This is a genomic window from Hallella bergensis DSM 17361 (assembly GCF_000160535.1).
GTDB classification, from domain to species: domain Bacteria; phylum Bacteroidota; class Bacteroidia; order Bacteroidales; family Bacteroidaceae; genus Prevotella; species Prevotella bergensis.
In genome coordinates this window covers 301,396-315,370 of record NZ_GG704782.1, presented here as the reverse complement: position 1 = coordinate 315,370, position 13,975 = coordinate 301,396, and the positions used below count along the sequence as shown (strand labels likewise).

Sequence of the window (13,975 nt, the reverse complement as noted above, 5' to 3'; positions counted from 1 at the left end):
CTAACCGCACCGCGACTAAGGTTTCTTCGCACAATCAATCGACTCGAACGACACCACGACAAGACCTTTTTCGCAGGGCCAACCGATTTTTTTGTGTCGCTCGGACGAACTTTGGTCGTCAAAACATGGCGCTTTTTGCTCTGGTTTGCTCAAAAAACTGGACCGATAAACGGTCATCTATTTTTACACGTCGTGCTGTCATTGCAGAAGGGAAACGGCCTGAAAATCGTGATTCGTCAGAACGGAGCCACCGACGTAAACTCCACTTCCTCTCCCGTCGCCGGATGCCTGAAAGCCAGCCATTCGGCATGCAGGTACAGCCGTTCGGCCCGTCGGCCATAAAGCTCGTCGCCCTTGATAGGACTGTCGAGTCCGTCGCGGTGGGCACAGTGCACGCGCAGTTGATGGGTGCGCCCGGTACGGGGATAGAGCGCCACACGGCAACCGTCAATAATTTCATAGTGCGTCAACGCCGGTTTTCCATACACCGAATCAACCACCTGGCGCGGTCTGTCGTCGAGATCGGGACGAAGCGGCAGGGCGATTTCTCCCTTAGGCTCCCGAGGTTGCCGACTCAAGATAGCCACATACCGCTTTCTCACGCTCCGCGTGGCAAACTGCCTCTGCAACTCCCGATAAGCCTCCGCCGTCTTGGCGACCACCATCAGTCCACTCGTTGCCATGTCTAACCGGTGTACCACAAGGGCTCCCGTGGCATCGGGACACCGCCGACGCATCACGTCGAGCACGCTCTCACGGCAGCCCTTCCCCGGCACCGAGAGCATACCTGCAGGCTTGTCCACCACACAGAGGGTGTCGTCTTCATAGACAATCTTCAGTTCGTGTGTTTCCTCCTGCTCCAGCGGGTTAGGATCGACATCCATGCCTTGGAGCATCCAGCGCAGAATGGGCTTGCACTTTCCACTACATGCAGGATAGAATTGCAGATGATGGCGCACCTCCTGCTTCGGACTTTCGCCCCACCAGAACATGGCCATGCTTACCGGACGCAGCCCATGGGCAAACGCATATTGCAGCAGTCTGGGCTCACAGCACTCGCCGGAACCGGCAGGCGGATAGTCATGATCCATTCCGAACAGGCTGATCAGGTCGCGTTGCTCGCCCCGTGCATTTCTCATCACAAAATTACGGAATAACCACGCCTGCAAGTTGTCACTCTTTTGTCGTCGCAGTCGCTTCAGGGCAGCTATCCTGTCCGCTTTCTGTTGCTCCCTGGCTTCAAAATCTTGCCGCTCCGCGCGCACCCTGAGTTTCCAGCGGTGCAGTTCTGCATTCTCAAACTGCCGACGACGGATGTATTCCTCATGGCTTTCGTCCGCTCGCCTGTTCTTGTTAAACTCGGATTTCTCACCGGCTTGCGAACTCCCCTCCCACTGGAGCGGCAGGGGGAGGTGTTCAATATCGCGGGTTAGCTTCTCGATTTCTGCTTCCTCGCGTTTGAAGTATCCTTCGGGCTGAAGATAGTCGAACACCGCGGGCACGAAGTCAGCCCAGTCGCTCCGTCCGCAAATCTGACCGCTGTAGCCGGAAAGATAAGAGAGAGAAGAGTGAAGAGGGGAAAGAGAAGAGTGAAGAGGGGAAAGTGAAGAGTGAAGAGAGGAAGGATGGGGAGAGAAGAGGGAAGGATGGGGAGAGAAGAGGGAAGGATATGATGGGGAAGCACTGTGCTCCACGACTAACACGCCGAACATCTTGCCCTTGGCAATCTCTGATTGAAATTCGGGACTGATGGGACGAGAGGAAAAATGCTGGGAAGGAGCACCCGAGAGATAGTCGACAAGTTCGTCGACCGCCTGACGCGTTAGTGCATCGGGGGTGTAATAAAACGGATTGTTCAGCCGCGGCCGCGGCCGAACAGACGAATGGAGGGGATGAAGGATGGAAAGATCTTTCAAACTATTCTGCTGCTATCAGTCCCCGCCGGCGAAACTCCTCCATCAATGGCTCGGCCAGTATCTTTGCATCGGGATGGGGTGCACCAGTGGTGCCGATAGCACGGAGGTCGAAAAAGTGATTCCAGTCGGACACAAAAGCCGTGTGCACCAGTTCGGTGTTGGTGTCTAAGGGTAACACAGCGCGCGCCTCCTGCGCCTTGCGCCCGGCTGCCGTGAGATTCATATAGGCCTTTTCGGCCGCAAGATTGGCAAACGTCCAGTTCTCCAAATCGGTGGCCGTGCCAGCCATCACCTTCTCGAAAAGCTCGGGAAGCGAAGCCGTTTCGTCCACTTCCTTCACCCATGTGGGCAAGTTCACCGTTATCTCGTTACCAAATTTTGCCTTGGCATAGTTACAGTAGCGGGTGCTTTGCTCGGCCATCGAGTTGGCCCGGTGACGGTTGAACTCGCGCGTGGTGCCAATCTGGGTCGTGAAGTGCACCGTGATTCGGCGCTCGTGATGCGCTGTCGGCTCCACAAAATACCGCAAATCGTCCATCCAATGGTTTTCGGCAAGAACACGTAGGTTGGTCGTAATGTATGCCACACCGTCCACTGTATGAACATGAGAAAACTTATTCTGCACGTACTTCTGGGCTACTGTTGTTTCCAAGCGCGCCTCCGCGTCATCGGTAGAAGAAGAGACCTTAAGGGCAAGATACACCGTGCCATGCTCCAACATCGCCGTATGGTCATTTCTGAGCATTCGTTCCACGAAGGGTCGGGCTGAATCGTCGGTGCGATGCGTCTCACTCTTGTAACAAACACGGCCGGCACGCTCGATCTGGCGGTACACCCCTTGGAGTCCCGGCTCCTGCAACCATATCTCGAAGGATGGTTCTTGTATTTTCATTGATTGATATTTTATCGCGATTAGATATGCAAAGATAAGAAATTTAACACCATATCGAGGATAAAACAACATTTTTATTTGTATTTTTGCAAGTACTATGGATGAATCTACATGCGTAAAAATGCTCGAAAAGCACGGCATCAGACCCACCAGCAACCGTATCGTGGTGCTGAAAGCTTTGGCCGCGGCGATGAACCCCTCGTCGATTTCCGACCTGGAAAACAAGATCGTGACCATCGACAAGAGTGGCATTTTCCGCAGCCTGATGCTCTTCCGCGAACACCGATTGGTGCATGTGCTGGAGGATGGTGACGGCGGAGTGAAGTATGAGCTATGCCTGAGCCACGACGAAGACGAGGACGAGGACATGCATGTGCATTTCTATTGCGAGCAATGCCACCGGCTGTTTTGTCTCCACGACATGCCCGTGCCCCAAGTGGATCTGCCCGAGGGCTACTCCATGACAACCGTCAACTACGTGGTGAAGGGCACTTGTCCACAATGTGCAGAGCGCTGCCGGCATGAGCATTGACACAACAGTCGGCCTGAACCGAGCCGACAACACTCCCAATAAATTATAAAATTCCCTCCATTCATGTCTCCACATCACTTTGTCCACACCCTTCTCGCGTGGTTTTCGGTCAATGGCCGCGACTTGCCATGGCGCCACACGCGTGACCCATACGCCATCTGGCTGAGTGAGATTATCCTCCAACAGACGCGCATCAGTCAGGGCATGGACTACTGGAAACGTTTCATGGCAACCTATCCCACCGTTGATGACCTGGCGGCGGCATCCGAGGATGAGGTGCTGAAACTCTGGCAGGGACTCGGATATTACAGCAGGGCACGCAACCTGCACAAGGCTGCCCGGCAGATTGTGGCCATGGGCAAATTCCCCGACACACCTGCCGACATTAAAAAGCTCAAGGGTGTGGGCGATTACACGGCCGCAGCCATCGCCTCGTTTGCATTCAGCTTTCCAGTGCCGGCGGTGGACGGCAACTGCCACAGGGTGCTGTCGAGAGTCTATGGCATCGACACTCCTATCAACTCTACACAGGGCAAGAAGCTGTTTCAGGCCTTGGCCGAACAACTGATGACCGAGGGACGGGGGAACGCCGACCGCCCGGAAGATTTCAATGCCGCCATGATGGACTTCGGGGCAACACAGTGCACACCCAAGCCGCCGGCCTGCATCGTGTGCCCGTTCAACGAGCAGTGCGAGGCACTGAGGCAAGGCCGAGTAGATGAGCTGCCCGTGAAGCTGAAGACGACACGGGTGAAAACACGCCGGATAGTCTACTTTTACATCAGACATCAGGGCCAGGTCGCCATCCACCGACGTGGTGAAGGCGACATCTGGCAAGGGCTATGGGAGCCGGTTGTCTTTGAAAACCAGAAACTGCCGGCATGGGACGGCAAACTCACCATGGTGGCAAACCAGGTGAAACATGTGCTCACCCATCGTGTCATCATGGCCGATTTCTACCTCCTTGAGACCGACACTAAACCACCGCTCCCCAAGGACTACATCTGGATTGACGAGGGGGAGTTCGAAACCTATGCCGTACCCCGGCTCGTGGAGATATTGATAGAACGGCTTTCGCGCGTCTGAACCTGTCTCCGGACATGTTGACAAAAACGGGAAAACTCACACTCCATACGCTCCCGGAACCGCGCAGCAGCTACCAAAAGTCATTGTATGCAAATTAATAAAGGTATAGAACACTTTTATGAATTACTTTTTGTAATTTTGCATATTAAATAATCAATCTCCTAAAAGATGGAAGAAAAGAAATTTAAACGTACCACCGTCACCGCCGCCCTGCCCTATGCCAATGGCGGCGTGCACATCGGTCACTTGGCCGGTGTATATGTTCCTGCCGACATCTACGTGCGCTATCTTCGCCTAAAGAAGCAGGACGTAGTATTCATCGGCGGCAGCGACGAGCACGGTGTGCCCATCACCATACGTGCCAAGAAAGAGGGCATCACACCACAGGAGGTGTGCGACCGCTATCACAAGATGATCAGGGACTCGTTCAAGGAATTTGGCATCTCATTCGACATCTACAGCCGCACCACCTCAAAGATTCATCACAAGTTTGCCGCCGACTTCTTCAAGAAGCTTTACGACGACGGGAAGCTTGTGGAGAAAGAGACCGAACAGCTCTATGACGAAGAGGCGCATCAGTTTCTGGCCGACCGCTACATCACGGGTACATGCCCCCACTGCGGCAATCCCAATGCCTACGGTGACCAATGCGAGAAGTGCGGCTCTGACTTAAGTCCTGAAGAGCTGATCGACCCGCACTCCACCATCTCCGGTGCAAAGCCCGTCAAGAAGGTCACGAAGAATTGGTATCTGCCCCTGAACGACTATCAGCAGTGGTTGAAAGCGTGGATTCTCAACGGCCATAAAGAGTGGCGCTCCAACGTATACGGCCAATGCAAGAGTTGGCTCGACCTCGATTTGCAGCCCCGTGCCATGACACGCGACCTCGATTGGGGTATCCCCGTACCCGTGGAAGGTGCTGACGGTAAGGTACTCTATGTGTGGTTTGATGCGCCGATAGGCTATATTTCCAACACCAAAGAGCTTTGCGACAGCAACCCTGAGCAGTGGGGCACATGGCAGAAGTGGTGGCAGGATCCTGAAACGAGACTTGTCCATTTCATTGGCAAGGACAACATCGTGTTCCACTGCCTCATCTTCCCAACCATGTTGAAAGCTCACGGCGACTATATCCTGCCCGACAACGTACCGGCAAACGAGTTTCTGAACTTGGAGAACGACAAGATTTCCACGAGCAAGAACTGGGCTGTGTGGCTGCATGAATACTTGGTTGATTTCCCGGAAAAGCAGGATGTGCTGCGCTATGTCCTCACCGCGAATGCGCCTGAAACCAAGGACAACAACTTCATGTGGAAGGATTTCCAAGAGCACAACAACTCTGAACTGGTGGGAGTATACGGCAACTTTGTGAACCGCGCACTGCAACTCACCAAGAAATACTGGAACGGCGTGGTTCCGGCCTGTGGCGAACTCAACGACACTGACCGCCAAACCATTCAGGAATTCAAAGACATCAAGGAGAAAGTAGAAGCCTACCTTGACGTGTTCAAGTTCCGCGAGGCACAGAAAGAGGCCATGAACCTGGCACGAATCGGTAATCGTTACATCACGGAATGCGAGCCTTGGAAGGTGTGGAAGACCGATCCGAAACGCGTGGAGACCATACTCTATATCTCCCTGCAACTTGTGGCCAATCTCGCCATTGCCTTCGAGCCATTCCTTCCTTTCTCGAGCAAGAAGCTGCGCGGCATGATTGGCATGGAGAACTTCGACTGGTCGGAACTCGGAAGCATCGAACTGCTTAAGCCGGGAGCACAGCTGAATGAACCGGCCCTGCTCTTCGAAAAGATTGAAGACGACGCCATCCAAGCCCAACTCGACAAGCTCGCCGCTACCAAGGCAGCCAACGAGGCCGCTCTTGCTGCCAAGGAATACAAGGCAAAACCTTTTAAGGAGAACATTGCCTTTGACGAATGGGAGAAGCTCGACATCCGCGTGGGTCACATCAAAGCCTGTGAGAAGGTGAAGAAAAGCAACAAGCTGTTGCAGTTCACCATCGACGACGGCAGTGGGAAAGACCGCACGATTCTCTCCGGCATTGCCAAATTCTATCAGCCCGAACAACTTGTGGGCAAGGATGTGCTGTTTATTGCCAACCTCGCTCCACGCAAAATGATGGGCATCGAGAGCCAAGGCATGATACTCTCTGCCGTTGATTTCGACGACTCTCTGGCCGTGACGACTACGCTCAGCGGCGTAAAGCCCGGCTCACAAATCAGTTAAATGCGCATGAGGAAGAACTCCTGCATACAGGTAGGACTTCCTCAGCTCCTTTCATGATACAGGATCGAACTGATATTATATTTCGAATCAATATTTACAAACCGCTAAATTAATACGAGGAATGTACCCTATGAAAAAAGCAACGACCTTGATTTTGGTGATGCTCGTCAGTATTCTGGCCAATGCACAGATGCTTAATCCGGTGAAATTCACCTCACAACTTAAGACCAACAACACGGCCGAAGGCGAAATAATCTTCTCCGGGAAGATTGATCAGGGCTGGCATGTATACTCCACCGGACTTGGAGCCGATGGTCCCATATCTGCGACATTCAACAAAGTAAAGCTTGACGGCGTGGAACTCGTGGGCAAACTTCAGGCCCGAGGCAAGGAAATTTCGAATTTTGACAAGCTGTTTGAGATGAACCTCCGGTATTTCGAGAACAGCGTTCAGTTTGTGCAGCGGGTGAGATTTACCAAACCTTCCTACACCATTGAAGGCTACTTGGAGTATGGTGCGTGCAACGACCAGAACTGTCTGCCACCTACCAGTGTGGAAATCAAGAAGTCTGGCAAGAGTCCTGCCGTAGTTGACAACAAGGCTGAGGTTAAGAAAGAGGAGAGCGAAAAGGCTTCTGCTGAACCGATTACAGCCACCCTAACCGAGGCTGACACCCTAACCGAGGCACAAATCGACTCGGCCGCCACAGCCGTTGTGGCCGAAAGCAACCTGACGGACAACGAAAAAGCTGACCTTTGGCAACCCGTCATCAAGCAGTTGCAACAGTTTGGAGGCAACAGCGACATCGCCAACCATTCCTTATTATATATATTCCTCATGGGAATCGTAGGAGGTTTGCTCGCCTTAGTGATGCCATGTATATGGCCCATCATCCCCATGACCGTGAGTTTCTTCCTGAAACAATCGAAAGATGACAAGAAAAAAGGCATCCGCGATGCCGTGACCTACGGTATTTCGATCGTGGTAATCTACCTCGCTTTGGGTATCGGTGTAACGGCAATATTCGGTCCCAGCACACTTAACTCACTGTCGACAAACGCTGTATTCAATATCTTCATTTTCTTATTGCTGGTTGTTTTCGCCGTCAGCTTCTTCGGCTGGTTCGAAATTAAACTTCCCGACAGCTGGGCAAACCGTGTTGACAACAAAGCCACACAAACTTCGGGCCTGCTCTCCATCTTCCTGATGGCATTCACATTGGTGCTGGTTAGCTTCTCGTGCACGGCCCCCATCGTTGGCCTGCTGCTCGTACAGACGGTTACCTCAGGCAACTGGGTGGCTCCCGCCATTGGCATGCTGGGGTTCGCCTTGGCTCTTGCCGTTCCGTTCACACTCTTCGCCATGTTCCCCACCTTGATGAAGAAAAGCCCCAAAAGCGGCTCATGGATGACCCAAATCAAGGTGGTACTGGGTTTCATAGAACTGGCTTTCGCCCTCAAATTCTTCAGTGTGGCCGACTTAGCCTATGGCTGGCACTTGCTCGACCGCGAGGTATTTCTCTCACTTTGGATAATCATCTTCTTCGCTTTGGGCTGTTATCTCGTTGGCTGGCTCAAGTTTCAGGAAGACGAAATTGGTGGCGACATCCGCAAACCCATGCCGGTTCCTTCCATCATGCTCGGTCTGTGCTCATTGGCTTTCGCCGTTTACATGGTTCCTGGACTGTGGGGCGCACCCTGCAAGGCCGTATCGGCGTTTGCTCCGCCCATCAATACGCAAGACTTCAACCTCAATACTCAAGTTGTAGAAGCCACTTACAAAGACTACGAGGCAGGCATGGCCGCAGCCAAGGCACAGGGCAAACCCGTGCTTATCGACTTCACAGGCTTCGGCTGTGTGAACTGTCGCAAGATGGAAGCATCCGTCTGGACTGACCCGAGAGTGGCCGATAAGATCAAAAAAGACTATGTCCTCATATCGCTATACGTAGACGACAAGACCTCGCTGCCCGAGCCCATGGAAGTGGAAGTCAATGGCAAGAAGCGCACCTTGCGCACCATTGGCGACAAATGGAGTTATCTTCAGAGCCACAAGTTCGGTGCCAACGCACAGCCATTCTACGTGGCTCTCGACAACAACGGTCTCCCCTTGGTCGGCTCCTACGGCTACAAGGAGGATGTTCCGGCATATCTCGAGTTCCTGAACAGCGGATTGGAAGCGTATAAGAAGTAAAGCTTTTCCACCTGCATCATTCTTCTTCTGTTCCCCTTCTTTATCTTTTGTATGATGTTAGAAAAAACGATCCGCGATCAAATCATTGACCTTATCAACAAGGAAGTAGTACCCGCCGTGGGCTGTACAGAGCCCATGGCCGTGGCACTGTGCACGGCCCGTGCCACCGAAATACTCGGGCAGAAGCCTGAAAAAATCACAGCCCTGCTCAGTGCAAACATCCTGAAAAACGCCATGGGCGTGGGCATACCGGGCACGGGCATGATAGGCTTGCCTATCGCCATCGCACTCGGTGCCCTCATTGGCAAAAGCGAATACAAGCTCGAGGTCATCAAGGATCTCACCCCCGAGTCGTTAGAAGCAGGCAAAGCCTATATACAGGACCCCGAACGCATCAATATCAAGCGTAAAGAAAATATCAGCGAAAAGCTCTATATCGAGATTACGTGCGAAGCCGGAGGCAACAAGGCAACGGCCATCATCGCCGGCGGACACACCAACTTGGTCTACGAGGAGCACAATGGTCAAGTCATCGTAGACCAACGTCAGCCCGTCAACAACAAGGAAGAGAAAAAAGACATACAGTTGGACATGAAAACCGTGTGGGAATTTGCCACCACGACTCCTGTCAATGAAATTGATTTTATTCTCAAGACGCGCGATTACAACATCCGGGCTGCACGCGAAAGCCGCAAGGGCAACTACGGGCATAACCTTGGGAAGACAATCGAGCGACCCATGAGTTGCGGTATTTTCGGCAAGTCCATCTACTCACGCATCATCTCTGTCACGGCATCGGCCTGCGACGCACGCATGGGTGGTGCACTCATCCCCGTGATGTCAAACTCCGGTTCGGGCAACCAGGGCATCTGTGCCACCAATCCTGTGGTCATCTATGCCGAGGAAAACGAGAATACCGAAGAGGAACTCATCCGCGCCCTCACCCTCTCGCACCTCACCGCCATTTATATCAAACAGAACCTCGGCAAGCTGAGCGCACTCTGCGGATGCGTGGTGGCCAGCACAGGGTCGAGTTGCGGCATTGTCTATCTCATGGGTGGCAACTATACTCACATGTGCCATGCCATCAACAACATGGTGGCCAACCTCACCGGAATGATTTGCGACGGTGCCAAGCCGAGCTGCTCTATCAAGATCTGCTCGGGCGTATCGTCGGCCCTTCTCTCTGCCTTGCTCAGCATCGAGGGACAATATGTCACCTCGGCCGAAGGCATTATCGACAACGATGTGGACCGAAGCATCCGCAACCTCACAAGCATCGGCAAGGATGCCATGTCTCTGACCGACGAGATGGTGCTCGACATCATGACCCACAAGGGCTGCTAACCCTTCCGCAGCAGCCCTTTTTGCAAATCCTTTCCTTATACTTGATGTTCGCGATTCAGTCCTATCATCATTGCATCGCATCCGCAGTATAGTAGGATTTCATTGGCTTTATTCATCAATTTGAACACGATTCACCTTAAAATACCGCTGAATCGTGTTACCATCATAGTCATGTGACTCTACAAGACGGACATTATCGGGCAAATCGGGGGCATCAACGCCCTCGGCCACACTCCAAGGAGCTGTTTCCACCCGTATCTCATCCCACAGTCCTCGTTCCAGAAAACTCCTCAGTGTGACAGCTCCACCCTCGACGATGAGACTCTGTCTGCGGTTGTTGTAGAGATATTGCAACAGCTTATCCATATCGTCAAAGCACTTGAACCATTGCGGCACATCGTCCGTGCAACGCGCCAGCACCAAACGTTCAGGGTCACGTCCGCTCCAGCTGCGCGTGTTCAGTTGCGGATGGTCTGCCCGCACCGTCTCGTGCCCCACTAAAATGGCATCGTTCTCGGCTCGCAGCTTGTGGACAAGCATCTTGGTAAAAGCGGAGGAAAGAACGAGGGGGGCGACTGTCATAACAGTCGAAACACCGCTCCCTACCGCAGGTGTCACGGAGGCAGAGGCTATCTTTCCATTCTCCGTCTGCGCCCACTTCAATAGAATATAGGGTCGCTTTTCCGTATTAAACGTGATGAACCGACGATTTAGCTCCAGGCACTCCTGTTCCAATACGCCGACTGTTACTTCAATTCCAGCCTTTCGAATATGTGCCACCCCGCGCCCCTGCACCTTCGAGAACGGGTCGATGCAACCACAAACCACGCGGCGCACCCCTTTTTTCACAATCAAATCGGCACAGGGTGGGGTCTTGCCCCAGTGCGAGCACGGTTCGAGGGAGACGTAAACCGTAGACTCCTTCAACAGCACCTCATCCTCGGGGCGAACCGATGCGAACGCATTCACCTCAGCATGACCCTCACCACAACGCACATGATAACCCTCGCCGATAATCCTACCGTCACGGCTCACAATGACCGCCCCCACCATCGGATTAGGCTTTGCATTCTGCCAGCCGTTGCGTGCCAACTGCAGACAGCGGCGCATATACCGTTCGTCGGTGACGAGTTGTTCTTCCCGACCGCACTCTTTTGCTTTCGCGGATGTTGTATTTTCCATTATTTCTCCAATTATCAAAGCCACTTACCCTTTATATACTACAAAATACTTGTTGCGACACACTCATTTGGCCTTGAGCCTACGAGGTAATTTTGATATTCTTTATGTATTGCAAATATAATAATAAAGGGCTGTTCATACTATCTAAAGAGTGCTTTTAACTCAAATTCTTGCAAATTCTTCAAGAACTTGCAAGAATTTTAAAGAATGACAGCAGAAGAATGGGCTGTACTTCATATCAGATAGCGAAAGAAAAATAGGGCGTTGGACAACGTAAATCCCGTCGTATCGTTCATTTTCAACACCGAGACTTGTCTCGTTGGGTTATTTTTTCTAATTTTGTCCGAACAGCCGCGGCAACTCCACATTGCATGATTGCCCGACTGAAAACATGCAACAGGATGATGACAACAAACCATCAGGACATATATACTCGCCTGTGGCGATCGCTGACTCCCATCTATGGAGACGGCGAAGCCAAAGCCGTAGTCAGGCTTTTGCTTGACGAAGGCTTCGGCTTGACACTGACCGACATCATGAGTGGGAAAGCCGACGAACTACCGACAAGCGATAAGGAGCGGCTCTCGGTAATGGCCGACCGGCTACAAAAGGGCGAACCGGTGCAGTATGTGTTGGGGCGGAGCGACTTCTGTGGGCGCACATTCCATGTGGAGCCGGGCGTGCTGATACCGCGACCGGAAACCGAGGAACTGTGCCAGATGATTGTGTCGGAATACACCAAACCCTACTGCGCCCTGCAACCGCCTGTACCTCTGCAGGTGTTGGACGTGGGCACGGGCAGCGGATGTATCGCCGTGACGCTGGCACTCGGCCTGCACAACGCGGAAATCACAGCCTGGGACGTGTCGTCCGAGGCGCTCATCATCGCCCGTGACAACGCCCACCGGCTCGGAGCGAAGGTTAATCTGGAATGGCAGGACATGCTCTGCCCGCCCGAGGACGACCGCCAATGGGACATCATGGTGTCGAATCCGCCCTACATTGCCAACCACGAGCGCAAAGCCATGAGCCGAAACGTACTCGACTATGAACCCGAACAGGCACTCTTCGTGCCCGACGACGACCCACTTCGCTTCTATCGTGCCATTGCCACCTATGCCCGTCGGACATTAAAAAAGGGCGGAAAAGTCTTTTTTGAAATCAATCCTCTCTATGCCGAGGAACTCCAAGAGATGTTCCACCGGCAAGGATTCGAGTCGACAAAACTGATCAAAGACAGTTTTGGAAAACAACGAATCGCCATCGTCCAAAACTAATTGTAATTTCCAAAAACATCACTCAACTTTCTTAATCCACCCGTCCCATGAACTATTCCGAGGAAAAAGCCCTGTCGAAACTGGCCGCTCTCTGTTCCCAAAGGGAGCACTGTACAGCCGAATTAGATGACAAAATGAAGCGATGGGGCCTTGACGAAGATGCCCGCGAACGCGTTGTCGACTATCTGACAAGTCATCAATTTGTCGACGAAGAGCGCTACTGCCGCGCGTTTGTCAACGACAAGGTGAAGTATAACAAGTGGGGACGGCGAAAAATTGAGCAGGCACTATGGATGAAACACATTCCCAACGACATCTCCACACCCATTCTGGATGCTGTGCCCGATGAGGATTATCTCCGTGTGTTGCGCCCTCTGCTCAAGGCCAAATGGCCTACCATCAAGGCCAAGACCGACTATGAGCGAAGCATGAAGCTCATCAACTTTGCCATGGGCCGTGGGTTTGAAATTCGGTTGATTCGCCAGTGTATCGACGAGGCCGAAGACATAGAAGAGTTCTAAGATGAAGGTTGGTTTGCTGCAACGAATTCTCGACCTCATTGCCCCACGGGCCTGCTGCATCTGTGGCACGCGCCTGGCACCTGAGGAAAATGTGATCTGCGTAAGCTGCAACCTGCATTTGCCGCGCACCGACCATCTCGCAGCCCCATACGAAAACGAAATGGCCAAGATATTCTGGGGACGCATCAAGCACATCGAGAAGGCAGCGGCGTGGATCTATCATCAGGGCGGCTCACAAGCCTCATCCCCCATCTACAGACTGAAATACCACCATCAGCCGGAAATCGGTACAAGGTTAGGCAGGATCATGGCTACTGAAATGGAAAAAACGCATTTCCTGGAAGACATCGATGCCCTCATTCCCGTCCCCCTGAGCAGCGACAGACAGCGTGAACGAGGCTATAACCAAAGTGAGGCCATTGCCCGGGGCATGTCGGAAATATGCGGCAAACCCGTCCTGACCGATGTGTTGGAACGAACCGAATACCACGGAAGTCAAACACAGAAAGGACGCTGGGAGCGCAATGACAATGTAGAAAACGCCTTTCGCCTTATCAACGGTGACAAAATCAGGAACACTCACATCCTCCTTGTAGACGATGTGGTAACCACAGGAGCCACCATGTGTGCATGTGCCAAACAGCTGGAGCAGGTCGGCAGGGTAAATATCAGCGTAGCCGTGATTGGATTTGCAGCCCCGGGAAGATAATTACCAGCCCTTTTTAATTCTGCTCCGACACCTTTTTCTCAAAAAATTCTCCTGAATTGTCGCACTATTGAATAC

The 13,975-nt window shown here is 52.7% G+C and carries 11 protein-coding genes; 8 read left to right on the top strand and 3 right to left on the bottom strand.

Annotated elements, in window-relative coordinates; all coding sequences use genetic code 11:
• Window positions 1-236 precede the first annotated feature (236 nt).
• The gene (locus HMPREF0645_RS09695; protein ID WP_044123505.1) at window positions 237-1,916 is read right to left on the bottom strand and encodes an RluA family pseudouridine synthase; all 1,680 of its coding nucleotides are present in this window, start codon (window positions 1,914-1,916) and stop codon (window positions 237-239) included.
• A 1-nt stretch (window position 1,917) separates the two neighbouring features.
• A complete protein-coding gene (locus tag HMPREF0645_RS09690) occupies window positions 1,918-2,808 on the bottom strand; it encodes an FAD-dependent thymidylate synthase (protein WP_044123504.1) in 891 nt (296 codons plus the stop codon).
• Between the two features lie 97 nt (window positions 2,809-2,905).
• On the opposite strand from HMPREF0645_RS09690, the gene HMPREF0645_RS09685 reads away from it, so the two are divergent.
• The 5 genes from HMPREF0645_RS09685 to HMPREF0645_RS09665 all read left to right on the top strand — a co-directional run bounded on the left by HMPREF0645_RS09685 (window position 2,906) and on the right by HMPREF0645_RS09665 (window position 10,211).
• Complete coding sequence (locus tag HMPREF0645_RS09685) at window positions 2,906-3,340, top strand: Fur family transcriptional regulator (RefSeq protein WP_007174806.1); 435 nt, start codon at window positions 2,906-2,908, stop codon at window positions 3,338-3,340.
• Window positions 3,341-3,403: 63 nt separating this feature from the next.
• Complete coding sequence (mutY, locus tag HMPREF0645_RS09680; RefSeq protein WP_044123503.1) at window positions 3,404-4,426, top strand: A/G-specific adenine glycosylase; 1,023 nt, start codon at window positions 3,404-3,406, stop codon at window positions 4,424-4,426.
• A 168-nt stretch (window positions 4,427-4,594) separates the two neighbouring features.
• Entirely contained in the window at window positions 4,595-6,670 is a 2,076-nt protein-coding gene (metG, locus tag HMPREF0645_RS09675) for a methionine--tRNA ligase (RefSeq protein WP_007174804.1), read from the top strand.
• 130 nt (window positions 6,671-6,800) lie between these two features.
• A complete protein-coding gene (locus HMPREF0645_RS09670) occupies window positions 6,801-8,864 on the top strand; it encodes a protein-disulfide reductase DsbD family protein (RefSeq protein ID WP_044123502.1) in 2,064 nt (687 codons plus the stop codon).
• Between the two features lie 54 nt (window positions 8,865-8,918).
• The gene (locus HMPREF0645_RS09665; protein ID WP_044123501.1) at window positions 8,919-10,211 is read left to right on the top strand and encodes an L-cysteine desulfidase family protein; all 1,293 of its coding nucleotides are present in this window, start codon (window positions 8,919-8,921) and stop codon (window positions 10,209-10,211) included.
• Window positions 10,212-10,319: 108 nt separating this feature from the next.
• Here HMPREF0645_RS09665 and ribD read toward each other — a convergent pair whose 3' ends face one another.
• Window positions 10,320-11,393 (bottom strand): bifunctional diaminohydroxyphosphoribosylaminopyrimidine deaminase/5-amino-6-(5-phosphoribosylamino)uracil reductase RibD, encoded by a 1,074-nt coding sequence (ribD, locus tag HMPREF0645_RS09660; protein WP_083793824.1) that lies wholly within the window; start codon window positions 11,391-11,393, stop codon window positions 10,320-10,322.
• Window positions 11,394-11,794: 401 nt separating this feature from the next.
• On the opposite strand from ribD, the gene prmC reads away from it, so the two are divergent.
• From prmC to HMPREF0645_RS09645, 3 genes are read left to right on the top strand one after another with little or no spacing between them, the layout of a single operon-like run.
• Window positions 11,795-12,670: a peptide chain release factor N(5)-glutamine methyltransferase gene (gene prmC, locus HMPREF0645_RS09655; protein ID WP_044123560.1), complete on the top strand. Its 876-nt coding sequence runs from the start codon at window positions 11,795-11,797 to the stop codon at window positions 12,668-12,670.
• Between the two features lie 47 nt (window positions 12,671-12,717).
• Window positions 12,718-13,191, top strand: a complete 474-nt coding sequence (locus HMPREF0645_RS09650) for a regulatory protein RecX (RefSeq protein WP_007174799.1) — start codon at window positions 12,718-12,720, stop codon at window positions 13,189-13,191.
• 1 nt (window position 13,192) lies between these two features.
• Complete coding sequence (locus HMPREF0645_RS09645) at window positions 13,193-13,900, top strand: ComF family protein (RefSeq protein WP_007174798.1); 708 nt, start codon at window positions 13,193-13,195, stop codon at window positions 13,898-13,900.
• Window positions 13,901-13,975: the final 75 nt, after the last annotated feature.